Consider the following 25,443-nt stretch of genomic DNA (forward strand, 5'->3'; position numbering starts at 1 on the left):
CTCAGACTTCCCGGTCGCTGGCTGAGTCGTCCGCCTCTCCCAAGGCTTCCAGCATGCGCTGCACCTGCTGCGGCGTCCCGTCTCGGACTTCCACAGTTGTCCCGCCGCGCACCAGCCTGACCTCGGGCAGACGAGCCCGGGACTCCCGCCAATTGGCGACAGAGATCGCCAGGCTCCCCAGCGCGATGCCGTTACCCAGAACCACGCTGATCAGGTCCAGGCCCGGCCCCATGGTATTGGCGACCGGCTCGTCGTCGCCCAGGGAGATCACACAACCTTTTAAGTCCTGATCAGCGGTCAGCCATCGGTACAGCGAGGGGACGGCCACTCCGTCCTCGTCTCCAGTCACGCTGATGTCCAGACGCACCCGCCACCTCCGAGATCCGAACCCGTCGCAAGAAGGACAGCATTCTCTCGCGAGTCCTGCGCGTTGTGCACCGGTTGCCCGAACTTGGGGCGCGCGGAGGTGAACGCTGGGATCCTGTTGGGTGGGATGCCCTGAGCGACCGCGCGCGGGCGTTCTCCCTTCGATGAATCCGCCCAGCAAGGCCGTTGGAGATTTGCAGGTCGGCCGCGTTGAGTGCGACCGTGAGTAGCAGCAGGTCCGCCGAGCCCCACGCGCGGCGGCGCCTGTCATCGAGTGGGACGGGCACCGCGCAGTCGATAGACCGTCCGCCTACCTCCTGTGCCGGGATCGGTGGGAAGCGATCAGGTCGCGGTACCAGCCGTACGAGGCCCTGGGGGTGCGCTCCTGCGTCTCGAAGTCGACGTGGACGAGGCCGAAGCGCTGGTGGTAGCCCTCAGCCCGTCGAACAGGGTGTCATTGTAGCGAGACCGTCACGTTCAGTTACCCTAGGTTCTCCAAGCTAGCTATTGCTGTGACCGCATAGGTTCACCGGGTTGGGGTCCGCGGGCTTGGATGCGCAGTGGCGTCCGGTTCTCATCCTCGCGGGCCTACAGCTCGGACCCCGAGGGCCCACGCCTTGAGTATGTCGTGTGAGGGGAATCCGGCATGGTCCTTTGAGATGGCACTTACCCCATACCCCGTGGGAGTTGACCCATTTTTTTGTGGCCTGAGTATCCAAAGCATCTGTCCGGGCTCGTTGTAACGCACCTCCGCCCCAATGCCGGTGAGAGCAAATCCAAATGGCAAAATTGCCGTTGCTACCGGGTGGTCTGACGGTCCGGCGAAAGCGCTCGAGAATCCTACTTCCAGGTTGAGTGTGCCCGAGCTTTCCGTGCGTAATTGCCTGGTGATGGCGATGGCGAAGGATGTCATAGTGGCTTCGGAGGGCATGCCATGATCCTTTGCCTTGACGCTCCATTCCTGATCAAACTCTGGGTAGGAGGCAGTGGCCAGGTTTCCGGGATCGCCTGGCCGCATGTTCACCCGGAAGCCGCCCCCGATCAGGAAGTGAGAACCCAGCGGCGCTTGTGCAGAAGCCATGGGGTGTTCGGCTGAGAGGCCCGTCGCATTGGTGACCTGGATAGCGGACAAAAGCTGGTCCTTAGTCATGTCATGCACTTGCATTCCGAAGGCGTAGCACGAGAGAAGGTGCGGCGAGCTTACAAGGTGGTCCTTGGTGGAGACCCGCCATGCCCCGAGGTCATCTCGCGGGTAGGACGCGAACATGAAGGCGCCCGCCCCCGCATTATTGTCGCCCCCACCCCCGATTACCACGAAGTCATCGGGGACCTCGCATTCATGATCGATGTGGATGCTGGCTGAGGTTGGTGTGTTTTCCCGGAAAACTGACACGAGAATATTGCCCGACGCGTCGAACGAGTCCCAGACATGATCAGCCATGAGACGTACCTCCAGGCCGTATTGCCCCGTCGGGATGCGCTTCCCTGAACTTGCACCTCCAGGCTAGGGCTTTTTGATCTGCTGCGCCTGCCTGAGACGGGCGGGCAGGACCGTAACTGCTGGCCCTCATGATGCGTCAGTCTCCGGACCCTGACCAGCTCCGCCACCCAGGCCTCCCCGAACCTCGGATGTCCGCCCACATCCAACCGGCTCAGGCCCCGCCACCGCCAACCCGGTGAACCTATGCGGTCAGAGCACTATCTGACAACGGAGTTGACGGATCCGTCTAGCTGGCCAACTACGCGGACCTCTTCCGATGTCCAGCGATCAGGTCCGCCGTGCCAGGCGTACGAGGCTGTCGCGTACCGGCACCCAAACCTCAGTGCAGTGGAGCATCCTCGCGGTCTGCGGCTGACTCCCGAGGCAGCGATTCAGGACCGCGAGCGGCCGCCTCCGCGTTGTCCGCGGAAGTCCAGGGCTCCTTCCGCGCCTCGCCCGTCCGCTCGCCGGATCCGTTGTGCCCGCTGGTGTCCCTGGTACGCGAGCAGCTCCACCACCTTGCGCACTGCATGCTCCACTGCCTCGTGCTCCCAGACCCGCAGCGGCAGCCATCCCAACCTCACGAGCCGCGCATCGGTTTCCTTGTCACGGCGGGCGTTGTCATCGAGCTTCCGCCACCACCATTCGGCGTTGTGCTTCGGCGCGTGCAAGTGTTCGGGACGCGCATGCCAGAAGCAGCCCTGAACGAACACTGCGGTACGCCATCGCACGAAAGCGATGTCTGCCCTTCGGAGAGCGAGTTCCGGTCCCGTGTTCACGCTGCGCTGTGCCTGCATCACTCGACGGGCATTGGCATCCCTCGGTGGTGGAACATCCGTCTGGTCAGCCCTGTCTCCCATACACCGATCAACCTCGGTCGGGGTGCAATGGTCACTCGGTTCCCGGAGACGGCAGTGTCGCGAAGCTCTGGTGACTCCGCGGACCGCCAAACAAGTTGTCAGCCCGTCCGACTTCCGATCGGTGCGCCGCAGCCAACCGCCGCCCACCACCGAGACCATACGCCTCCCCCGAACCCGCCCCCGACCCATGCGGCGCCGCGAAGTGGCACCCCGAGCTCAGTCACGCGGCAATGCGGCCAGGCGCAGCTGTTCTTCCTCCACGATCCGCACCGCCAATGATTGTTCCGAGACATCCATGGCCTCCGGCGTCGACTCCGCCACCTCGCTCCGACGGGCGTACTGGTCGAAGAGCCGATCCTTCTCCCGCAGGATCTCCAGCATCCGCTGGTCGACACTGTCGGCGACGAGCAGCCGGTGCACCTGGACGCCCCGGACCTGTCCCATGCGTTGGGCCCGGCCCACGGCCTGACTCTCCATAGTGGGCTTCACCTGCGGCTCGCAGAGGATGACGACCGATGCCGCTTGGATGTTCAGCCCCACACCTCCGGCCTGGATCTGGCTCAGCAGCACCGCGTGGCCCGGCACCGCGGCGAACTGGTCCACCACGTCCTGGCGCCGAACCGCCGGAAGACTGCCGTCGATCGGACCGAATGCCCCTTGGCCCAGTGATTCCCGGACGACCGCCAGCACGTCGCGGAAGAACGAGAACACGACGACCTTCCGCCCGTTGTCGGCAGCCTCCTCGATGATCTCCCGAAGTCGCTGCAGCTTCGCCGACCGCTCAGGGTCCGCGTACGCGGCACGACGCATGGCCATGAAGTTTCCGGCAGCGACGGCGTCCCGGTACGCCGCGAAGTCGGCCGGCGTGAACTCCTCCCACTCGTCGACGTGAACGACATCGGGAAGCTCGGTGAGGACATCCTGCTGGTTGCGGCGGAGGTAGGCCGGAGCCACCGCCTTCCGGAACGCCTTCGGACCGGCGGCGGCCGAGCCGTTGTGGATCTGAGGCAGCAGTTCGGGCTGGAGGTAGTGCACCAGGTTGCGGAACTCCTCGACCCGGTTCTCCATCGGCGTGCCGGTGAGGAAGAGCACCCTCTCGACCCGGTCGGTCCACGCCGCTACCGCCTGGGAGCGCTGCGCCTTATGGTTCTTGACGTAGTGGGCCTCGTCGACCACGACCATTCCCACGGCCTGCTCCGAAGGGACTTCCAGCTGGCGGAGGCCGTCGAACGTCACCGCCGCGACACCGCCGTCACGGAGCCACTCGGCACGTGCCGTCTCCCGGTCCTGGCCGTGAAACCGGTAGGCTCGCAGGGCGCTTCGAGACTCGATCTCCCGGGTCCAGTTGATCAGGACGCTCGCCGGACAGACAACGAGGAAGTGTGTGCTCCCCTGCGACCGGAGGTGTGCCATCGCAGCGATCGCCTGGACGGTCTTCCCCAGGCCCATCTCATCGCCGATGATCACCCGCTTCTGCCGGAGCGCGAAGCGGGCTCCGAAGGCCTGGTAACCACGGAGCGACACCTTGCACTGTGTGTCGTCCAACGGCTCGGCCCGGACCCGGTCGGACAGTTCATCGGGCAGGAAGCCCTCGGAGGCGCTCACCTCGGTCGGAGCGATCCCGGAAACCTCGCCGAGGATGCTGTAGAACTCGGCCGCGTGGTGCTCGAACTCCGTCCACGCCTCGGTCTCGGAGGCCGGCGGACGCAGGAGGTCCGCAGACGTCTGGGCGAAGAGCACCGGCACCGCCCGCAGCTCCGACTCCGCGAGCAGAGCCGTGAGCTGATCGATCGCCACGAGGGCTTCCTGCTTCCGCTGCCGTCCGGCGAACAGGGCGCGGATGGCACCTCGGGCCGGTTGAGCAGTGGAAATGAGGCCGGAGACCTCGACGACCACACGCTGCGCGATCTCATAGGCGCGGGCAGCCTCGGGGCCGGCGACGACCAGCCGGTGAAGCGCGATGACCAGGGTCGTGCTCATCGCGTGCTGGTGATCGACGTCGAGCCGGATCGCCACGGTCTGCTCGGCCGCCTCGGCGATCCGGCGGGCAGCAGCAATGGTCTGGGCAGCCGTCTGTGTGCCGATTCCCGGGATCAGCTGAAGCGAGTAGGCCGAGGCGTCCACGACCTGTTGCACGGTCCTGAATCCCGCAGACTCCAACGCACCGACCCTGAGGCGCCCCTCGGTCACATCCCTGAGCCGGGCCACGGGGATGGCTCCCAGTTCGTCGCGAACCAGCCGGTCCCTCAACGCGGCTGCTGCCTCGGCCACCTGTGAGACGGCACGCTGGTGATCTTCGGTCACCGCGAGCGCGGCCATGTGGAGTCGCTCGGCATCCGCAAGGACAGCCCGGGGCTTCCGAACGGTCCGCTGCTTGTCCCCCACCCACGACTCCCTACCCCGGCTCGACCGTCCAGCGCCTCTCCAGACCCCCACATGATTCCACCCGGCCCCGTCCATGCGGCCGCGATCGTCTTCATCGTCCGTGACTCGCGCTCGCCGCTGGCACGACAGCGACGGAACCAGAGCCCCCACGGACGTTTCGCTCCTGCGTCGGCTGAGCTCACCAGCGCGTGACGGCTCCGGTGGGGCCGAAACCTCCCACCGAAGCCGAACCCGTCGCTTGTCGACCGAGTGTCAACCCAGGACGCGGATGGCCAGTACCGAACCGTCCCGGTTCAGGGAGACCGGCCCGTTCCACTTGGCGTCCCACTGCTCGCCGGGCCACTCCTCGCGGAGGGCGTGGGCCTTCTGCCGGTACTCCTCGATCCGGCCGGCCGCAAGACCCTTGAAGAGGTCCCTCGCGATCCCGGAGAACGCCTCCACCCGCGTACCGTTCAGCCGAAAGACGTGATCCGTGCCCACGAAGTCGACGCCGTGTACGGAGTACGCGATGTCCTGGACGATGCCCGTCCCCGCATGCGTGAACAGCTCGAAGTGGCGCTTTCCCTGGCGCTTCGACAGGTACCGCGCGGTGGGCTCACCTCCGCCTGTGAAGGCCATCAGACCGGCCGCGTCCGCATGCGCCAGGACGCGGCGGAACCATCCGTGGTCCTCGGGCCGAACGTGGTAGCCGGACACCATCCGCGGCTTCTCACCGGTCCCCCACGCGAGGTCGATTCCGGGTACGACGGCACGGTCGTCCGGCGGGCTGTCCAGGTCGACCTCATCAGCTCCAGCAGGGATGGACAATGTTCCGCATCCGCTCGCCTCCAGCACATGGAGCGTGATGGGCTCCTTGCCCGGAATCTCCGTGCCGAACACCATGGCCGGCGTCTCCTCCGACCTGCCGATGTGGACGGCCTCGACGTGCACCGCAGCGGTGGACAGCTGGGCGTGCACCTGCGCGGGCTTACCGTGTGTCCCCTTGCAGGCGACGAGCACGATCTTCGAGGGCACGCCGGGCTTCCACACCTCCAGGAAGAAGTGCGGGCGCTTGGGCGCCCGGTGCGTCGAGTGGTCCTTCCCTGTCAGCGTCCACCCCGCACGAAGGGCGATCTCGGCATCGATGACCGAGAGCGAGTGGTCCGGGAAGCGCCGCCCGAGCACCTCCTGGGCGACGGCCAGGGCGAACCCGATTCCCAGTTCGCCCGACTGGACCGCCTTGTAGTGACGGATCGGGTTGCGGCCCTCATCGGAGAGGGTCATGAAGCCACCGTGGTTGCCGTTCAAAGCCTGGCAGTACTTGAGGCTCGCCCAGTGCTCGGCCAGCCCTCGGCCGGCTCCCTGCCTCGCCAGGACGTTGGCCCTGCCGAGCGTGTGCAGCAGCTTCCACGGCGTGAGCTGGATCGACTGCCCCCGGTTCCCGACGGGCACGGCGCGAAGCCCCGGCTTCCGACGCAGCAGTTCCTGGTTGTTCTCACGCCGCGCCCTGTCATCCGCGGCAGACACCTCGGCGACACTTCCGGTCAGGCCGGAGGTCGAGTGGATCGCTACGTTCCACGGCTGGACGAGGTCCCTGAGTACGGCAGCTGCGTTCTTCCCCATCATCTCTCCCCTGCATAGGTTGCGGATCGCACAGCTCGAAGTCGGTCAAGCCCCGACGCAGCTACCGGGCGCGGCCCGGGCGCGTCTCGGCGAGGTCGTTGAGCGCGGCGTTCACCACCTGCCAGCAGATGCCCAACGTGTCGCGGTCCGGCCGGTGGTTCTGACGGGCCTCGGCCTTCGGGTGGACGAAGTTCCGGTACTCGCGCAGCTCGTGGCTGAACCTCTTGGCGTCCGCGCCGATCCACCCGGCGTGGTGACACGCCTCGATCAGCGCGTGAAGGGTGACGCGGTCCTCCGAGGCTCGCCCCAGGAGGGAGGGATCCCGTTCGAGGACCGTCTGAAGGAGCACGCCCTCCATGAGGGAACCGAGCATGATGATCGCCGCGACGTGGGCTCCGTTGGCGTAGCAGGTCCGGGCCTCGTCCAGGCGCCACTCGAGGAGCTCGGCCATGGCCTCGTCGACGATGAGGTCCGTCATCACGACCTTGAGCTCTGAGGCCCCGTAGTGCGTAGGACGGGCCAGCGCCGGGTCACACGGAACCAGCCGGGCGGCACCGCCGGGGTTCTCCAGCCGGTAGCCCTCGTGGATGAGGAAAGTGTTGACCGCCGCCACCACCTCGCCAAGCAGTTCGGGCTCGTCGAGGTATTCACGGGGGTCGGCGAGCCGAAGCAGCACCTTCTCGATCTCCCCGGGCTGGTCACGCCGCTCCATCAGCAGCTCGGTCGCCCACTCCCTGCGGTACTGGCCGTCGTACTCGGGTACCTCCTGCCAGCCGGACCGCTTGAGGAAGCCTGCGATCTCGAAGCCACGACGGTAGTAGAGGTCGTCGTCGCCCGCGACGACGCGGGCGAGCTCCTGCAGGGTGTTCTCGTCCAGGGTGAGACCGTGCTGCCGTGTCTGGGACTGGGTCATGCCGCTCCTTCGGTCGGTTCGGTCTTCGGGCCGGGGCCGGATCCCGTTGGGATTCCGTCCCCGTTGTCGGGGCTCTGCAGCCCCTCCGGCTCGTGGTCCTCCGTCCCCTCGTCAGGGAGGTCGTCACCTGCCGGTAGTTCGAGCGGTGTCCACGGCTGTGCGTCCTCCGGCGGAACGGTCGGCCGGGAGTAGTTGGCCGCATGGATCCCCTGCCGGTCGAGCTCCTGCCACAGTCCGGCCAGGGCCTCGTCCGGGTCGAACCTGAACTCGCTCTCGCGGATGCGCCAGAACCTCCATCCGACACGCTGGAGTTCGCGGTCGCGCTGCTGGTCGTGCCGGAGCTGGTCGAGGGTCGAGTGGTAGTAGTCGCCGTCGCACTCCACACCGAGGCGGCCTCGTGCACCGACCACCACGAGGTCGATGCGTTTGCTGCCGGCCGGGTACTGCGGTACCACGTGGTACCCGCGCTGCTTCAGCCGCAAGTAGACCTGCTGCTCGAAGAGGGAGTCGAAGGGTGCGCGCCGGACGTCGGGGAGCACCGAGCCGATGTCGGCGGCCTCGGCAGCCGCCGCGGGCGGGTTCTGCATGTAGCTGAGCAGATTGAGTCGCAGGTCGCCGGACTTGAGCTGGTCCGGCGGCACGGAGTAGAAGAGTCGCATCTGGTCCTGGGCTCGGCTGGCCGCCACGTTGTAGGCCTGCTGTTCGCTGCGCAGGCCGCCAGAGATGCGCCTGACCCGGTCCACGACCATCGAGAGCAGAATGACGTGCCGCTCGTCGCCCTGGAACTGGGCCGGTGTGCCTACCCGGATACGGTGGCGTTCCCGAACCGGAGCAGGAAGACGCTGTTCGATAAGCTGCTCCAGAAGCTTGACCTGGCCGAACGTGCCCTGAAGCACGATGACTCCCATGGTCTTGTTCTCGTAGACCGGATCCGCGGTCAGCTCGGCGAGGCAGTCCACGATCGCCTCGGCCTCCTTGGGGTTCCGGATCCGACTGTCGCGTCCTTCCGCGCTTCCGCCTTCGACGTAGTGCGTCAGCAGCGGGTCGAGCCGCTCGCCGCCGTACTGCCGGAGCGGGATGAGGCCCGGCGGTGTGTAGAAGGTCTCCGAGGACCAGCCGATGATCTCGGGCATGCAGCGGAAGTGCTCCTGCAGGCGGATCGTGGACGGGAAGAGCGCCGACAGCAGCTGGTACAGGTTGGAATGCGGCATGTACAGCTGCCGCAGGTGCGCCGGCACTTCCGGAAGGTGCGCGGTCAGGCGGTCCTGGATCTGCTGGGTGCGTCCGAACCCGGTGACCGGGGGCGTGCACTGTTTGTCGTCGCCGACCACGATGATCCGCGGCGCTAGCCAGAGGAGGAAGAGCGCGTCCATGCCGGCCTGGCTGGCCTCGTCGACGATCACCACGTCGAACGCGTCCTGCCTGGGCCGGATCATCTCCGCCACTCGTGCGATGGGCATCACCCAGGCCGGCACCGCCCCCTGGGCGATGTTCATCGCGCTGCGGGCGGCCGCCTTGAAGTGCGACGCGTTCTTGCCCTTGCCCTTGCCGTACGAGGCCATGTGCGTGCGGTAGGCCTGCAGCGCCGAGCGCTGCTCCGAGGTCATGCGGACGAGACAGTGCAGCCGGCCGTGCGCGGCAGCCAGGTCCCCCGTGAGCTCCTCCAGTTTCACCTCGTGCTCGGTCAGCTCACCGTCGAGGCGCTGCTCCCGGCCTGGCGCGCGTTCGTCGTCGATGAACTCACACGCCTTCGCCCATGCCCAGGCCTCGCGGAGCCTTCCGAGCCGCTCGTCCCAGGCCGGATCGTCGGCCTCGGCTTCGAGCCGACCCGCGAGCACGGGCGACGCCCTGTGGAGGCTCCCGACCAACTCCGCGCAGCGCCGCCGCCTCTGATCCCGCCGCTGCGCCGCCGCGAGGGCTTCGAGCTCCTTCCCGTACCGGTCAACGTCTCGGTCCCGCAGGGCCTGGGCCATGGAGAGCGCCTCGACCGGCGGAGCCGCACCGTCGTCCTCACCACGTAGGAGCGCGTCCCAACGGGCCAGTCGCGCCGACGCCTCCTCGGCACGCTGCCGACCCGCCAAGACCGACGCGGCCTCGGCGAAGTCCTGCCACTCCTGCGGTCGGGTCAGGTCGAGGTAGATGCCGTGGCGTACGAGGACCTCGTCGATCTGCTCGCGGACCCGGCCGAACTCGTCGATCTCGGCCAGCTGCCGGTACCGCTCGCGCAGCGCGGCGAGCCGCACCTCCAGTGGCCCCTCCGGCACGGTCGCTCCCACCTGCTCCCAGCGGGTGGCGACGGCCGCAAGTGCCGCGTAGGCCTGCAGGTGCGCGAGGACAGCGCTCAGGTCACCCGTTGAGGCCGGCGCATTCCCGTCCACCCGACAGGTACTGAGGAGCTCGTCGGCCTCCCGCTGAGCCCTCGACGCGAAGCGCGTGCGCAGCTGGCGGCCCCCGGCGAGGTACTGCATCAGGGCCGGGATCGTCGCCGCCATGCGCTGGGCACGATCCGGCGTCAAGGAGTCCGGGAGGACGACCGTCCGCAGACCGACCCGTTCGAGGCCATCAGTCACGTCGGACAGGACACCCGCGACATCCGTGACGCGCTGCCAGAGATCAGGATTGCGCCGGGCGAGCCGATCCGCCAGGGCACGCGCAGCCCAACTCTCGGTCCCCCAGCGTACGGCCTCCCATGGGACGCCCAGCCGGTGCAACCGGCCTCGACCGGAGCCGAGCAGCGCCGTCAGCTCGTCGGTCCTGGAGGTCTCCAGCGTCGCCAGCAGGTTCCGTACCTCCACCGCTGCCGGAGAGAGCCCGTTGACACTCAGCTGACTCGCCGCGAAGGCTGCCGCGACCTGGCCGGGCGTCGGCAGCGTCTCGGCCGACGGGCATACCCCGAACTCCGCCCACTGCCCGGCGCCCTCCCTCAGCAGTGCGAGCACTTCCTCCGCTTCGACGGGCGACAGCGGGGGCGTGGCGGGCGCCCGGTCGGGCAGCCTCCCGATCCAGTTCAGCCGCACCGCCTCGTCCTGCACCTTCTGCACGATCGCGGCGAGCGTTCCCGAGTAACCCGGTGCGACCTCCGGGTGCTGGTAGACCTCCGCTTCGCGCAACGACACCACCTGCTCGGTCAGCAGCTTGATCCGGCTGCGGACCTCGTACCGCCGCTGCGTCAGCCTGCGGATCTCGTCCCGCAACTGATCGGTGTCGCCCGCCGCCACCTGATCGCTCAGCGCGTTGATGGTGCGTTCGAGCTCGTTCGCGCCGTCCTGGCTGGTGCTGCTGAGCAGGAGGACGCACAAGTCCCGCACAGCCGGGGGCAGCTTGTCCCGGAGCACCGTCAAGGCCTGGTCCCTCGCACTGGTGACGAGAACCCGCTGCCCCTGGGCCAGGAGCGCGGAGACCAGGTTGGCGATGGTGTGCGTCTTGCCGGTTCCCGGTGGGCCCTGCACCACCACGCCCGTGTCCCGCTGGAGTCGTTGGAGGACGGATCGCTGCTGCGCGTTGGTCTTGCCGGGGAACAACGGCTCGTCGCCGAAGAGCGCGGGAACCTGCCTCCCGCCCCAGTTCTGCCGGTCTTCGGAATTCAGCGACATCACCAGCTGTGCGAGCCCGAGCGGAGCCTGCCGATCGGAGACCACGCTCTCGGCAATGCGCTCGTAGAAGCTCAGCACCGCGTTGCGGTCCCTGGGCCGCATCAGGATGGCCGGCGCGAACGTCAGCCTGGCCCCGGCCTCCGGCCCCGCCGGCGGGCGCCAGTTGCTGCTGAAGGCCACCGGTCGGGGGAGCACCAGGTCCTGCCACTGCGAGAGGCACTCCAGCGCCTGCTCGCTCAGGAGGTGGAGAGGCCTCGCCGAGAGCTCCTCGTCGAACGCCGCGGAACGTTCCGGTACCCATCCGTCGTCCGTGTCGAGGAAGTCGCGGTCCTCGAGACGAACTGCCCCGCTTCCGGTGAGCCTCACGGTGATCCGCGCGGACCGCCGGTCCACCTGGGTCTCCACGCGCCTTGAGAGCACGTGCCGGTGGACCACCCCGCCGTTCGGCTCGCTCCAGGACAACAGGCCTACCCCGAGGACGAGTTCGTACTGGTCGTCCTGCTGTGCCAACTGCTGGTGCCAGTGGTAGATCTTCTCGTAGAGCTCCCGCTGCGACCGCTCGGCCCGCTCACGTTCAGCCCACAGGCGCCAGCGTGCGAGCCATGGTCCGTAGGCCCGCAGGACCTCCTCGGCGTCCTTCCTCGCGACGGTCGCCTCGCCGTCCTGCCAACGAGCGTCATCACCCGCTCCCGGAACCCAGCTCCGCCACGGTCCCTCCTCCGCCAGCGGCGGATCCTCGGCCTCCGCGTCCTGACACGACCGCTCGTCGACCCACCCCTCCAGTACCGGCGGAAGTTCAGGTGCCGCGGCCTGCGGGACGTGGTCCAGGACCAACAACGGACGGTCGTCCTCGTCGGACGGCCTGGGTACCTTCGCCGGCAGGTCTGCCAGCCAGAGCGGGCCCCAGGAGCGGGTATCCCGGAGCCGCTGGTGACTGCTCTGCACGACCTCGCGCAGGAACCCGACCAGCGCAGCGGTCTGCCCGATGACATCCGGATCGCTCGCATGGCGTCGTGGAACGCTCACCTTTCTCCCCTCGGTCGGTGACGAACGTTCCAGGATGGGGGCGAACGCCACGGTTCGAAGAGAGTCACAGCAGAGTGGCCAAAAATACACTTAGCGATGACCGGGATACATCAAGTCACAGCTGCTCCCACAGCTCGGGCGCTGTCCGATGCCGAACTGACATCCGATCATGCGAACTGGCGATCGACATCCGAGGAATCCGGCCGCCCGTCCAGAGCACTACTCGCCCACCTCCGAGCCGCACAGCGGCGCGGCGGGATCGAGCAAGGAGGCACGATCTCGGCCGCCTCCAGCAGAACGGTGCGCCTCCACACCGGCCACCAAATGCATCCCTCTGCAGCTGGTGGAGGCTGATCCGCTTCCGTCCTGAAGCGATGTGCGCTATCTCAAGGAGCGGGTCCCCCTGGGATGACGTCGCCTTCGATCCGAACATCAAGGACTGGGAGCGGTAACGCGACCTGTTACCCCCAAGTGGTAGCGACCGCAGTTGAGCCGCCTCGGCGCCCGCTGCGGGGGACCGTCGGGCATCCGGCTAAGCAGTAGGCCGTCGACGGCTCGGGCGGGCCACCAACCAAACCGCTGGCAAGAGCCATCGGACGAACGACTGCGGGGGCGTCTTGGAGGAGGAGGTAGCTGTGTCGCTCTCCGCAGCGGGTGGCCTATGCGGTGCTGGTGCGCGGTTGGGTGGCGTTCCTGCACAGCTGCCGCGCCGTCGTAGGCGGTGCATGCCGTCGGCCATCTCGTGCACCTCGCCGCCATGATGCCCGACCTCGGCGAGACCGCCCTCGGCCCTCTCGCCAATTCACCGCCCACCGACCTGAGGACCAGCATGGTCGGTGATCCTGCCGGCACCACGACGATCGACCCGAAGGCTGCGGGAAGGCTGTTCCACGCCCAACTCGGCGAAGCAGAACGTGCCCGCCACGCCTCCGAGCTCGTCCCCCAGAGGATGGCCCCCGGCCATCAGCCGACGACCATCGCCGCCTGGCACCAGCGGCCCAGCACCTACGTGGTTTGCGCCGAGGACCGCGTCATGCACCCGGACCTCAAAGGACATGGCCCAGTGAACGGCCTCGCACGGCTGCTCGGCGAACGCACCCTGGTACCGCATCGAAGTGTGACCAGCGGCATGCAAGGTGGAACCACCAACCACTTCGCCTCCGCCAGACTGTGGCCACTTTCGAACCGCTGGTGACGGCCTTCTCAAGCATCGAACACCCTGTCTTCACGCCCCACGGCCGCGCGCGGTCACGGGCCCGCGCTCGACGGCGCCCTCATCGCATCGGATCGGTCCTGACGAGTGCCACGGCTGGCACAGAGCTCAACTACTCTGCGTGGTGGAGCCGGTGGGCGGCGATCAGGTCGCGGTACCAGGCATACGAGGCCTTCGGCGTCCGCTTCTGCGTCTCGAAGTCGACGTGGACGAGGCCGAAGCGCTGGTGGTAGCCCTCGGCCCATTCGAAGTTGTCGAGGAGGGACCAGGTGTAGTAGCCGCGGACGTCGATGCCCTCGGCGACGGCCTGGGCGAGGGCGTCGAGGTGGGCGGCGAGGAAGTCGATGCGAGGCTGGTCGGGGTCGATCGACTCTTCGACGGAGCAGCCGTTCTCGGTGATGGTGACGGCTGGGAGGGCGGCGCCGTACTCGTCCTTGAGGTGGAGGAGGAGCTTGCGGAGGGCGTCGGGGACGACGGGCCAGCCGAAGGCGGTGTGGGGGACGTCGGGGATGTCGACGAGGTCGAAGGGGAGGGCGGGGTCGGTGGGGGCGGCGACGCGGGTGGGGTTGTAGTAGTTGATGCCGAGGCCGTCGAGGCCCGGGGCGTGGATCAGGTCGATGTCCCCGGGGTGGACGGCGCCGTAGATGTCGCCGGGGACGCCGAGGACGGAGAGGTCGGGGTAGCGGCCGAGGAGGACGGGGTCGGTGAACAGCCGGTTGTGGAGGGTGTCGTAGGCCGCGGCGGCAGCCCGGTCGGCGGGCGAGGAGGAGGCCGCTTCGACCGGGGTGAGGTTGTTGGAGAGCATCACCTCCAGACCGCGCTCGTGGAGGAGGGACGCCGCCAGACCGTGGGCGAGCAGTTGGTGGTGGGCGGCCGGGAGGGCCTCGAACATCAGGGCACGGCCGGGGGCGTGGGTGCCCAGGGCGTAGCCGAAGACGGTGTGGACGAAGGGCTCGTTGAGGGTGATCCAGGCGGGGACGCGGTCGCCCAGGCGGTCAGCCATGACGGTCGCGTACTCGGCGAAGCGGTACGCGGTGTCGCGGTCGAGCCAGCCGCCGCGGTCTTCGAGCGCCTGGGGCAGGTCCCAGTGGAAGAGGGTGGGCAGCGGGGTGATGCCCCCCTCCAGGAGCGCGTCCACCAGGCGGTCGTAGAAGGCGAGGCCGGCGGCGTTCACGGGCCCGCTCCCCGTGGGCAGGACGCGCGGCCAGGCGACGGAGAACCGGTAGCCGTCCAGTCCGAGGTCCTTCATCAGGGCGATGTCCTCGGGGTACCGGTGGTAGTGGTCGCAGGCGAGCGCGCCGGTGTGCCCGTCGCGGATGGCCCCGGGGCGGGCGGAGAAGGTGTCCCACACCGAGGGCCCGCGACCGCCCTCGGCCACCGCGCCCTCGATCTGGTAGGCGGCGGTGGCGACACCCCAGCGGAAACCCGTCGGCAGGTCGAAACGGTCCGGCATGGCAGCCCTCCTGGACAAGAATATGAGGAGTACTCATGTTACTGGCGTCACGCCGAACCGCCAGAGTCAGCTCGCGAGGGAGACGGCGAAGGGCCTGAAGCCGTGCCGGCGCAGGATGTGGGGAACCACGAGGATCATGGCCTCGGTGGCGCGGGCTGTGGTGATGCCGCCGAGGTCCTCGATCCATGCGGGCTGCCAGCCCAGGTCGCCGAGCAGGCCGGCGACGGTCTTCTTGGCGTTCGGGTCATCGCCCGAGAGGTAGGCGGTCGGTGGGGTGGCCAGGGTTTCGGGAGCAGTCATGACCATGAACAGCATGGTGTTGAGGGTCTTGACCACATGGGTGTCGGGGAGGGCGGCCTGGAGTTGCTCGGCGAGGCTGCTTCCGGGATAGCACAGGTCGCCGGGCAGGCCGTCATCGGCGTCGTGGGTGGCGTTGGAGACATCGACGAGGAGCTTTCCGGAGAGCTCGGTGCGCAGACCGGCCAGGCGGTCCAGGGAGGTGTCGCCGGGCGTCGCGTTGATCACGAGTTCCGCGGTGCGGGCGGTGGTGCGCTGGTCGGCGAAGGCGATCTGCGGGGCGGTGCCGGCGGAATGGGCTGCGGTCTCCGCCGGGTTCCGGACGCCGAGGGTGACACGGTGTCCGGCTGCGGAGAGCTTGCCGGCGAGGTTGGCGCCGACGCGGCCGGCGCCCAGGATGCCGATGCTGGTCATGAGGTGATGCTCCTTGCGGTGTGAGGTGGGCAGAACAGAGGTGTCCCGTCAGGCGATCGGCGACAGGACCTTGCGGGCGGCGCTGTGGATACCGGGGGCGGCGGCCAGGAAGTCGCTGCTGCCCGTGTTCCAGGGCTCGCCCGCAAGGTCGGTGACGGTGCCTCCGGCCTCGGATACCAGCAGTGCACCGGCGACGAGACCGGAGCGGACGTCGGAGAACTGCCAGAACGCGTCCGTGCGTCCGGCCGCGACGTGGATGAGCTGCATCGTGGCCGGAACGGAGACCCGCACGACCAGGCCGTTGATGAGCATGGCGGTGACCGAGTCACCGATCCGCCGGAAGGTGCGCTCGTCCTCGCCGGGCCGGGCCTGGCCGGTGCCGACGAGCGCGGCGCCCAGATCGGTCTTGGCGGACACCTGCAGGGGCCGGTCGTTGAGGCGGGCGCCGCCGCCGGCGACGGCGGTGTAGGTGTCGCCGGTCAGTGGCAGGTGGACGACGGTGAGTACCGGCTGGTTGTCGCGGACCAGGGTGGCGGTCACGGCCCAGTCCTCCATGCCGTGAACGTGGTTGATGTTGCCCTCGGCGGGGTCAACGACCCACCACTCCCCCGACGGGAGCGCACCACCGGCCAGCTCGTCCTCGGCCCACTGCGATCCGGGCCGGGCCCGCAGCAGCGGCTCCCGCAGCACGTCCAGCACCGCGTCGTCGTTGGCGTGGATCTCGGCGACGACCTCCTCCAGACTCACGCCCCGGGCCTGCGGGGTGTGGCGGTCGCGCAGGGTGAGGCCTGCGGTCTTCACCGCGGCGGTCACCTCGGACAGCAGCGTCGTTCCGGTGGCGAAGGGCATGGCGGTGCTCATGGTGGGCTCCCTGGGTTCGATGGGTGCGGGCGGCTTGTTCCGCGCCCGCACTTCGAAGGTAGGCCCCCCGATCATTAACAACAAGTGCATGCTGTTCACTTGTAGAGTTACTCCCATGCAACTGGATCTGAACCTGCTCACGGCCCTGGACGCGCTACTGGAGGAGGGCAGCGTCGCCGGCGCCGCAGCTCGCCTCCACGTCACCGCACCGGCGATGAGCCGCTCCCTGGGCCGCATCCGCAAGGCCACCGGTGACCAGATCCTGGTCCGCACCGGCCGCAGCATGGTTCCCACCACCCGCGCACTGGCCATGCGCGCCCAGGTCCACGCCCTCGTCCAGCAGGCCCACCACCTCCTCTCCGCGCAGCAGGAACTCGACCTGACAGCACTGGACCGGGTGTTCACCCTGCGCTGGCACGACGCCCTGACCGCCGCCTGCGGCACCGCCCTGATCACCGCCGTCCACCACCGGGCCCCCGGCGTCCGCCTGCGCCTGTCGGCCGAACCCGGGACGGACGACGCCGAGCTGCGCCGGGGTGAGGTCGACCTCGAATCGAGCTCCAGCACGCCGACGCTCCCCGACATCCGCCACCGCCTCGCCGGCAGCGACCGGCTGGTCGTCGCCGTCCGACCGGGCCACCCGCTCGCCGAAGGCCCGCTGAGCATCGAGCGCTACGCGGCCGCCGAACACCTCACCGTTTCGCGACGCGGAAGCCTGCGCGACCCGATCGACGACGCCCTGAGCACCCGCGGCCTCGACCGGCGCGTCGTCGCCGCCGGGCCCACGGCCGCCTTCGCACTGCAACTCGCCCTCGGCAGCGACCTGGTGGTGACCCTTCCCGACGCGGTCACCCGCACGGCCCGGGACCGACTCGGCCTGACCACACTGCCCCTGCCCCTGCCGTTGCCCGAGGTCCCCCTGTACCTGCTGTGGCACCAGCGCTACGACGACGACCGCGCCCACGCCTGGCTGCGCGACCTGGCCACCGAAACCGTCCAGGCACTGTTCGCACCGCCGGCCGCGTCTCAACAGCCCCTCACCAATGGAACCGACGAGTGACGGACACGCCGGGCGGAAGGCCTGCGGCAGCTGACTCCCGCTCCGGACAGTGGGGCGTACCGGGTCAGGAAGTGACCGGGATCCTCCGGTCGCCGCGGACGGGATTTCACGTCGCGGTACGCCGGGAAAACGGCGGTGCCCGGGTGTGCTTCACGCACACCCGGGCACCGGACCGTCGGGCGGTCAGCCCTGTTGCTTCTTCGCGTCCCGGAGCGCGAAGTACTCCGTGACGCCGGCGACGAGCCGGCATTCGCCGGTCTCCCGGTCCACGATCACCGGGAGGTTCCCGCCGACCCGGACGCGCCCGCGCGAGTCGGGCACGGTCGGCAGGTAGCCGAAGACGTACGCGCCCTCGACGGAGATCCCCTCCTCGATGCTCAGCCGGTACGCGCGCTCGTCCCAGTCGCGGACCCGCTCGCGGCAGTACGCTTCCGCCGCCAGCCGTGCCGTGTCCTGGTCCATGGTCACAGTCTGCATCCTTCCCGGGTCACCACCACGTGATCATCAGTTCGAGATTCTCCCACTCGGAGGTGTTGGCGAAGGTCTCCGACTGGTAGTCGAGGAACTTGATCACACCCGCGTCGTTCACGACGTTGAAGTAGTGGCCGACGCTAACGCCGTCGGTCCAGCCGAACACGATGCCACGGGTGCCGTAGCCGAGCGCGCCCAGCTGGTGCTCGATGTCGGCGACGCCCTGGGTCTCGTGGAACAGTGAGTTGAACTTGTACTCCAGTTCCTCCGGGGCGAGGATGCCGCTGTCCCAGGCCGTGGCGCCGCTGTGGGTGCCCGCGAGACGGCTGTCACCGGCCTGGGCGCAGGCGCCGCAGTTGTCGTTGTGCCCGCCGGGGTTCGCACCGTCCAGCGTGTCCTCGGCCTTGCCCGCCTTCGGGCCCTTGACACCGGCCTGACCGCCGCCGGTGTCGGGCGAGCCGCCACCGCTGGGGCGCCCGGCGTCCTTGCCGGCCGCCGGCTTGTCGGACGCGGGAGCGCCCGGGTCGTCGCCGCCCTTGCCGGTGCCGGACTTCGGGCTGCTCGGCTTCTCCGTCTTCGGCGTGGTGGGCGCCGGGTCCGCCTTGGTGGTGGTGGGGAGGTCGCCCGAGAGCAACTTCTTCACCGCGCTGACGACGTCCTCGCCCTCGGACACCGCGGTCTTGACCGCCTTGACGGCCTTGACGCCGCCGCTTATCGCCTTGACCGCGCCGTAGCCGTCGACCGCGAAGGACCCGACGACGCCGGTCACCTGGCCCGCGAAGTAGGACGTCGAGCTGGTGTCCACCCCGAAGAGCTCCGCCAGCGGCGAGTCGTCGACGTACCCGGTGTGGCCGAGCTTGAACGGGGTCTCGTTCGAGTACCCGAACATGTCGTTGAACGCCTGGTTGTCGCCGTTGGCGATGTCGGCGAACGAGTTCCAGCCGTCGGAGAGGGTGTTGACGCTCCACTGCCACGGGTCGCCGACGATCGAGTCGCCGACGCCGGTGAAGAAGCTCCCGACGTCGCCCCAGCTCCACCACAGGCCGTTGGGGTCGCTCCCGGAGGTGGGGTTGCCGGCCGCGTACCCGTAGCCGCCCATCTGGTTGGGATCGGCCGACTCGAAGACCGGGTCGACGGTGAGGAACCGTCCGATCAGCGGGTCGTAGACGCGCGCCCCGAGCAGACCGAGCCCGCTGGTGACGTCCGAGGGCTTGCCGAGGAAGCCCCGGTTGTCGGCCCAGGCCGCGGGCACGGTGCCGCGCGGGTTGCCGTACGGGTCGTACGCGCGCCGGGTGACGGCCAGGGTGCTGCCGTCCACCTGGAGCTGCGCGGTGCCGTGCGGGGTGGTCGGCTGGTAGTTGACCGTGCCGCCGGAGGAGCGGACGATCACCGTGCCGTCGGGGCTGCGGTAGTAGCGCAGGCCGGTGACGGTCTTCTTGACGGTGTCGAGGCTGAGCTGCTCCGTGCCGCCGAAGAGGTAGAGGACGTCGTTGCCGGGGTTGCGCTGGATGAGCAGCTGGCCCTCGGCGTCGTAGAGGTAGCCCGCCTCCTTGCCGTTGGTGGTGACCGACTTGGTGCGGCCCTCGGCGTCGTACTCGAAGCCCTGGCTCGCCGTCCCCGGACCGGTCCGGGTCTTGGTGTTGCCGGCCCCGTCGTAGTCGGGCACCACGGTGGTGCTGCCGGACGGGCCGGTGGTGGTGATGGCGTTGGCCGCGTTCGGCTTCTTCGCCGGCGTGGTGCCGCCGCCCGGGTACGCGAGGGTCTGGGTGACGTCCTTGGCGGCCGCCCCCTTCACGTCGTGGCTGACCTGCTGGACGCGGTCGCCGAGCTGGTTGAACTGCCAGTCCAGCCAGTACGGGGCCGGTCCGCCGATGGTGCTCGGCGACGGGGCCGCCGTGGTGCACTTGGCGAGCTGCCCGGCGGTGGCCGCCGTCAGGCCCTTGGTGTCGGTCCAGGCGGTGGTCAGCCGGTTCTGTGCGTCGTAGCCGAAGCACTGGGTGTCGGTGACCCGGTCGGTGCCGCCGCTCGACTGGACGTCGGAGACGGCGGTGACGCTGCCCGCCGCGTTGTAGCCGTAGGTGGTCGCCGAGATCGGGTTGGCCGTGTTGTTCTGCAGGGTGACCCTGCTGGTGGCCAGCCGGCCGGTGGCCTGGTCCCAGGTCTGGGCGGTCCGCAGCTGCTTGCTCGGCGTGCCGATGGTGGTCTGCAGGACCTTGCCCTGCGGGCTGTAGGCGACGGTCGCGACGTACGGCCGGGCGGGCGTGCCCATCCCGACGAGCTTGCCCTGGAGGTTGTAGCCGTAGCCGACCGTCTCCGCGGGCAGGCCGCCCTCGGTGCCGAAGGTGGTCGATGCCAGCAGGCCCACCGTCTCGGTGTAGGCCGCCGCGGTCTTGTAGGTACCGGCGAGCTTGCCCTCGACCGGCGGGATCACCGTGGTCGACCCGGTCGGCTGGCCGACCGCGTTGTAGCCGTTGACCTTCTTGACGTAGGCGCTGCCGCTCTTGCCGCCCACGTAACGGGTCGACGAGGCCGGCATGCCCTTGCCGAGGGAGTCGTACGTCCACTCGGCGAGCAGCTTCGCCGCGTCACCCGGGGTGTCGCCGTCGTACTCCCCGGTCTTGCGGCCGAGCTCGTCGTAGGTGTACGAGAGCACCTGCCCGCGCCCGTCCTTGGCGGTCAGCACCCGGCCGAGCGGGTCGTAGGTGCTGCTGGAGCTGCCGCTGTCCGGGTCGGTCTGGGAGACCGTCCGGCCCTGGAGGTCGTAGGTGTAGGACCAGGTGTTGCCCACCGTGTCCTTGACCGTCTCGACCTGGCCGCGGGCGGTGTAGGTGAAGCCGGTGGTGAGGTCCGCGGGCGTCGCGCCCGCGGTGCCGGCCGACCAGAGCTCGGCGTCGGTGCCGTCGTACATGACGACCCGGCCGTCACCCTGCACCTTGAGGTAGCCGCCGGTGTGCCCGCCGCTGGCGCTGGTCCAGAGCGTGGTCTTCCCGGTGGGGTCCAGCACGACGAGGCTGCCGTCGGCGAGCACGCTCGCGTAGGCGCCCGGGTGGCCCGCGGTGCCCGAGGACCAGATGGTCCGCCCGCCGACCAGGGCGGTCAGCACCAGGTTGCCGTCGGCCTGCACGGCCAGGCGGACGCTCCGGGAGACCACCGACGTCCCCGAGGCGATCACGCTGCCGCCGGAGAGCTTGCGGTCCGGCGTGGTGTCGCGGACCACCGTCGAGGTCGCGCGGCCGAGCGCGTCGGTGTACTTCGTGGTCGCCTTGCCGCCGGGCGGCGGCGTGACGTCCATCCGGTCGACGCCCCGGTAGGTGTTGCTCGTCTGCCAGAGGGTGCTGGCGAACGACACCTGCTGGACCGTCACCGGGCGGCCCTGGCCGTCGTAGGCGGTACGGGTCACCGCCGGGCCGGTCTTGTTGGTCTCCGCCCACATCGAGGTGCCCGGCGCGTTGGCCGCGTCGTAGTAGCTCGCGATGGCGGAGGAGGTCCACCCGTGGGAGTCGTAGAAGGTCGAGGAGACCAGCCGGCCCACCGAGTTGTCCGCGGTGGTCGTCTGGGTCTGCCGCGCCTGCAGCGTTCCGTCGTAGAAGTTGACCTCGGTGGAGTACGTCCCGTCCTCGCGCAGCGTCCGGGTGGTCACCGTCGACGGGTCCGGGTTGTCGCCGGCCCCGTGGACGGAGTAGGCGAAGGTCCGGTCGGGCGTCTGGGTCGCCCTGTTCCGGCCCGGCATCCACACCTTCACCCGGCGCCCGAGGGCGTCGTAGGCGGACTCGGTGACCCGACCGTTGACGTCCTTGGCCTGGGTGATCGAGCCGCGGCCCGGCGAGACCGTGCTGGTCGCCGCCCACTTCAGCGGGTTCTCGGTCGACACTGCGGTCGGCAGGATGCCCGAGACCGGCGCGTACGTGGTCGACGTGGTCCCACCGGCCGCGTCGGTGCTCGCGCCGACCCGGCCGTAGCGGTCGTAGCTCATCGCGCCGAGCACCTGGAACTGCGCCTTGCCGGCGGCGTCGTAGCCGGTGACCGACTCGGTGGCCGTGACCAGGCCGAGCGAACCGGGGCGCTGGCCCAGCCGGCCCAGGGTGCCGGGATTGGTGACGGTGCCGTCACCGTCGTAGTAGACCCGCTTGTGGGAGAGCGTGGTGCTGCGGCCCGGCTTGGTGTCGCAGGAGCCGGAGACGCTGATCGTCTCCTTCGGGTAGACCAGCATCATCGGGTTGTCCGCCGGAGCGTCGGCGTACGTGGTGATGGTGCAGGTCCGCTGGGAGGGGTCGGACAGGTCGCCCTGGTCGTCGGCCTTCCAGATCCGGCCCAGGTCGTCGAAGACGGTGCTGGACCGGGTGGTCCGCCACGTCTTGTTGTCGCTGAGCAGACCGAGCGAACGGCTGCTGCTGGACGTCGCCCGGCGCGACACCAGGTCGGGCAGGGTGGAGAGCTTGTCCGGCTTCGGGTCCTCCGAGGTCCAGGCGGTGCGGTCCGCGGTCGCCACGACCACCGAGGCCGGCGGGTCGGTCAGGGTCTTGGTGACGACGGTGCCGCCGGCCTTGGTGAAACCCTGGCTCTCGTACGGGGTGCCGGCCAGCCAGGGGCTGTCGGTGATCTCCTCGCCGAGCGAGTTCTTCACCTTGACGCTGCGCCGGGTCCCGTCCTTCTTGTAGTCGCCCTCCATGCCCTGGAGGTAGGAGACGGTGCTCTGGGTGATCGGGTCCGGCGCGGCGCCGGTGGTGGTGGTGACGGTCCGGTAGCCGCGGAAGTCGTTCCACGTCCGGTGCTTGTCGTCGGTCAGCTCGGCGTCGTCCCGGTGCCAGGCGGCGCCGTCCGCGTAGGTGTAGTTGGTCACCTTGGCCGGCGAACCGGCCTTGGTCCGGTCACTGGAGGTGACCTGGGCGACGAGGGTCTTGTGGAACCAGTCCTCGATCGGCTCGACGCCGCCGGGGGTGTTCCAGAACACCGGGTAGCAGGCCATGGTGTTGGAGTCCGCCGAGGCCGGCATGGTCTTCTTCTCGCGCGAGCACTCCGGGGCCCGGTAGGTGACCGCGACCGACTCGCCGGTCTCGGTCTGCACGCTGGAGATCCGCGGGTGGTACAGCGGCGGCGCGGCCGGGGTGAGGCCGTCGACCCGGTTGTCCATCTCGATGCCGACGAACGTGACCGGGTCGAGGGTGATCGGGCCGTCACCGCCGGCGGAGGTGTCCTTGCCGGTGTGGACGATCTCGGAGAGCCACATCACCGACTGCAGCGAGCCGCTGGCCTTCGGGTCCTGGGTCTTGCCGGTGACCGGGTCATAGGTGCCGCCGGCGTCGGAGAAGACCTGCTTCAGCTCGTAGGTGTCGACGTCCTGCCAGCCGGACGCGGTCCGGACCTTGGTGTCGATGCCCTTCAGCCGGTAGGTCTGCCAGAAGGTCGGCCCGCTGATCAGGCAGACGCCCTTGGTGTCGCCCTCCTCCCCGATCTTGGTCTTCCAGTCGGAGGGGCAGTTCAGGTCGTACGGGGTGTCGGGCCAGTCGGCCGCGGTGTCCGAGGAGAGGTTGCCGTCCTTGCAGACGGTGTCCGACGTGGTGCACCGCTGCGCCGTGCGGAAGACCACCTTGGCGGCCGGTTCGCGGCCCGCCCGGGCGTCCGCCAGCTGGTAGCCGTAGGAGATCTGGGTGAGCCGGCCGCCCCGGGTGTACTTGGTGAGGGTGCCGCCCTTCTCGTCCTTGTCCTCGTCGGGGACCTGGCCGAAGCCCATGTTGTAGTAGTTCGACTCGGTCGCCCAGTCGTAGCGTTGCACGTTGCCGTGCGGGTCGACCACGAAGTCCAGGTTGAACCGGTAGCCGACCGGCTTGTCACACTGGGAGTCGTCGCCCTTGTCCGAACTGTGGCAGGGGTCACCCGACTTGGGGTGGTAGACCGGGATGCCCCAGGCGCTGTCGGTGGCGTCGTCGGTGGTGCCGCCCGGGGCGTGGTTGAGGCCGAGGTAGTAGGCGGTGCCGTCGGTCGTGGTGACCTTGAAGTACTCGCCCTGCCAGAGGCCGTTGCTCGCGCCGGACAGCCGCTCGATCTTCGTGCCGTCGTCGGTCTGCAGGTGGTAGACACCGTCGGAGTCCCTCAGCAGCTGGCCGTTGTGGCTGCCGAGCGAGATCGTGGCGTTCCAGCCGGCCCAGCAGGAGTCACCGGAGTCCTTGATGCCCTGGTCCTTGCAGCTCTTGTAGGAGCGCTCGATGAAACCGGGGCTGTAGGACCAGCCGTCACCGATCCAGGAGGACTGCGAGTTGCGCGCCGAGGTCTCGCCGTCCACCGACTGCGAGTCGTACGCGAGCCCGACGGTCGGCGCCGCGCCGCCCAGGGACGGGGGCGCCGTGATCGGGTAGCGGTAGGTGAAGGCGCCCGAGGCGGAGGCGGACCAGGCGCCCGAGGCGGACAGCGAGGTCGCCCCGTAGTCGCCCTGGGAACCGCTGGTGCCGGCCACCGCCGCCACCGCCACGCCGCCGGAGGACTGCGCGGCCGCAGCCGCGGCCGGTGCGGCGAAGGCACTGCCCGCCTTCGCCGTTCCGGCGCCGGCGGCCGCGAGCGCGACGGTGCCGCTCAGCTTCCGGTTGACCGGGTCGTTGACCGCCTCGATCGGCGTGCGGGTGCGGCAGGCGGCCAGCTGCGGAGTGCTGAGCGCACACGCGGGCATCGCCACCAGCTGCAGCCGGGAGGCCCAACCGCCGCCGTACGCCTGCTCGATGGCGCCGTAGTCCAGGGAGACCGCGACACTGCCGGTCTCCGTCCGGGCGTCGGCCCGGTCCAGGCCGACCAACAGGCCGTCCACGCCGGCCCGCTTGGCCTGGCCCCGGTCGGCGAGCTTCACCCGGACCGAGGAGACCGGGCTGACCGGGGCGACCGCCGGCGCAAGGGACTTGGCCCGGACGCCGAGCGCCGTCGGCGCGGCGGGCGAGACCGAGACCGGCAGGCCGGCGGCCTTCGCCTCACCGGCGGGCGCCGAGAGGCTGCGCACCGCCGGGGTCTTCCCCAGGTCGACGGTGGCGGTCGCGGCGGCCGGCCACTGCACGGGCTTCACCGCATGCGGCACCAACTCCCGCGCCCCGGGCGGGATCGCCGGTGCCGGCAGGCTCTTCCCGCGGCCGCCCACCGGGGCGCCGGGGACCTTCGGCTGATCGGGGAGCGGGTCGGCGTCCCAACTCCGGTCCGTGTACTGATATCCGCCGACAATGGAGTCGGCGACGGCGAGCGGGGTCGCCATTGAGAAGAGGGTGGCCGTCGCGACGGCGACGATTCCCCGTTCCATCCAGGCCCGTTTGCGGGCACATCTGACTCCGCGCGGTCCTGCGCGCATGTGCAATCCCCCAGAGAAACAAAAATGGCCGGTGATCTGACGAATCACCAGCTGACGGCACGTCTGGCCGCTCGGAACGCTATTGCCATGGCCGAGTCAGAGCAATAGCCTTCCCCAGCGGCCACTCT

General features: G+C 69.3%; 14 protein-coding genes and 1 pseudogene. 2 read left to right on the forward strand and 13 right to left on the reverse strand.

Annotated features, from left to right (window positions below):
• Position 1: 1 nt before the first annotated feature.
• From ACIPSC_RS20260 to ACIPSC_RS20295, 8 genes and pseudogenes are all read right to left on the reverse strand, one after another.
• Positions 2-367 (reverse strand): hypothetical protein, encoded by a 366-nt coding sequence (locus ACIPSC_RS20260; protein ID WP_400827260.1) that lies wholly within the window; start codon positions 365-367, stop codon positions 2-4.
• A 309-nt stretch (positions 368-676) separates the two neighbouring features.
• Positions 677-805 (reverse strand): annotated as a pseudogene (locus ACIPSC_RS20265) (family 1 glycosylhydrolase); the annotation flags it as partial.
• Positions 806-940: 135 nt separating this feature from the next.
• A complete protein-coding gene (locus ACIPSC_RS20270) occupies positions 941-1,807 on the reverse strand; it encodes a hypothetical protein (RefSeq protein ID WP_400827262.1) in 867 nt (288 codons plus the stop codon).
• 431 nt (positions 1,808-2,238) lie between these two features.
• Positions 2,239-2,559, reverse strand: coding sequence for a hypothetical protein (locus ACIPSC_RS20275; RefSeq protein WP_400827263.1), 321 nt, complete (start codon positions 2,557-2,559; stop codon positions 2,239-2,241).
• Positions 2,560-2,922: 363 nt separating this feature from the next.
• Positions 2,923-5,025, reverse strand: coding sequence for a DEAD/DEAH box helicase (locus ACIPSC_RS20280; protein ID WP_400827497.1), 2,103 nt, complete (start codon positions 5,023-5,025; stop codon positions 2,923-2,925).
• 318 nt (positions 5,026-5,343) lie between these two features.
• Positions 5,344-6,696 (reverse strand): hypothetical protein, encoded by a 1,353-nt coding sequence (locus ACIPSC_RS20285; RefSeq protein WP_400827264.1) that lies wholly within the window; start codon positions 6,694-6,696, stop codon positions 5,344-5,346.
• Positions 6,697-6,754: 58 nt separating this feature from the next.
• Positions 6,755-7,606 carry a hypothetical protein gene (locus ACIPSC_RS20290; protein ID WP_400827265.1) on the reverse strand — a complete coding sequence of 284 codons (852 nt, stop codon included), beginning with the start codon at positions 7,604-7,606 and terminating at the stop codon, positions 6,755-6,757.
• A complete protein-coding gene (locus ACIPSC_RS20295; protein WP_400827266.1) occupies positions 7,603-12,276 on the reverse strand; it encodes an AAA domain-containing protein in 4,674 nt (1,557 codons plus the stop codon). Before ACIPSC_RS20295 ends, ACIPSC_RS20290 begins: the two co-directional genes overlap by 4 nt.
• 706 nt (positions 12,277-12,982) lie before the next feature.
• Here ACIPSC_RS20295 and ACIPSC_RS20300 point away from each other — a divergent pair.
• Complete coding sequence (locus ACIPSC_RS20300) at positions 12,983-13,420, forward strand: hypothetical protein (RefSeq protein WP_400827267.1); 438 nt, start codon at positions 12,983-12,985, stop codon at positions 13,418-13,420.
• A gap of 130 nt (positions 13,421-13,550) precedes the next feature.
• Here ACIPSC_RS20300 and ACIPSC_RS20305 read toward each other — a convergent pair whose 3' ends face one another.
• The 3 genes from ACIPSC_RS20305 to ACIPSC_RS20315 all read right to left on the reverse strand — a co-directional run bounded on the left by ACIPSC_RS20305 (position 13,551) and on the right by ACIPSC_RS20315 (position 16,463).
• Positions 13,551-14,891: a GH1 family beta-glucosidase gene (locus ACIPSC_RS20305; RefSeq protein WP_400827268.1), complete on the reverse strand. Its 1,341-nt coding sequence runs from the start codon at positions 14,889-14,891 to the stop codon at positions 13,551-13,553.
• A 66-nt stretch (positions 14,892-14,957) separates the two neighbouring features.
• A complete protein-coding gene (locus ACIPSC_RS20310; protein ID WP_400827270.1) occupies positions 14,958-15,602 on the reverse strand; it encodes an NADPH-dependent F420 reductase in 645 nt (214 codons plus the stop codon).
• 48 nt (positions 15,603-15,650) lie between these two features.
• The gene (locus tag ACIPSC_RS20315; RefSeq protein WP_400827271.1) at positions 15,651-16,463 is read right to left on the reverse strand and encodes an inositol monophosphatase family protein; all 813 of its coding nucleotides are present in this window, start codon (positions 16,461-16,463) and stop codon (positions 15,651-15,653) included.
• Positions 16,464-16,578: 115 nt separating this feature from the next.
• Here ACIPSC_RS20315 and ACIPSC_RS20320 point away from each other — a divergent pair, with 115 nt between their 5' ends.
• The gene (locus tag ACIPSC_RS20320; RefSeq protein WP_400827272.1) at positions 16,579-17,523 is read left to right on the forward strand and encodes a LysR substrate-binding domain-containing protein; all 945 of its coding nucleotides are present in this window, start codon (positions 16,579-16,581) and stop codon (positions 17,521-17,523) included.
• A gap of 183 nt (positions 17,524-17,706) precedes the next feature.
• On the opposite strand, the gene ACIPSC_RS20325 is transcribed toward ACIPSC_RS20320, so the two are convergent.
• Positions 17,707-17,985: a hypothetical protein gene (locus ACIPSC_RS20325; RefSeq protein ID WP_400827273.1), complete on the reverse strand. Its 279-nt coding sequence runs from the start codon at positions 17,983-17,985 to the stop codon at positions 17,707-17,709.
• A gap of 25 nt (positions 17,986-18,010) precedes the next feature.
• Positions 18,011-25,267, reverse strand: coding sequence for an RHS repeat-associated core domain-containing protein (locus tag ACIPSC_RS20330; RefSeq protein WP_400827275.1), 7,257 nt, complete (start codon positions 25,265-25,267; stop codon positions 18,011-18,013).
• Between the last annotated feature and the right edge of the window lie 176 nt (positions 25,268-25,443).

Source organism: Kitasatospora sp. NPDC090091 (assembly GCF_044747365.1).
Lineage (GTDB): Bacteria > Actinomycetota > Actinomycetes > Streptomycetales > Streptomycetaceae > Kitasatospora.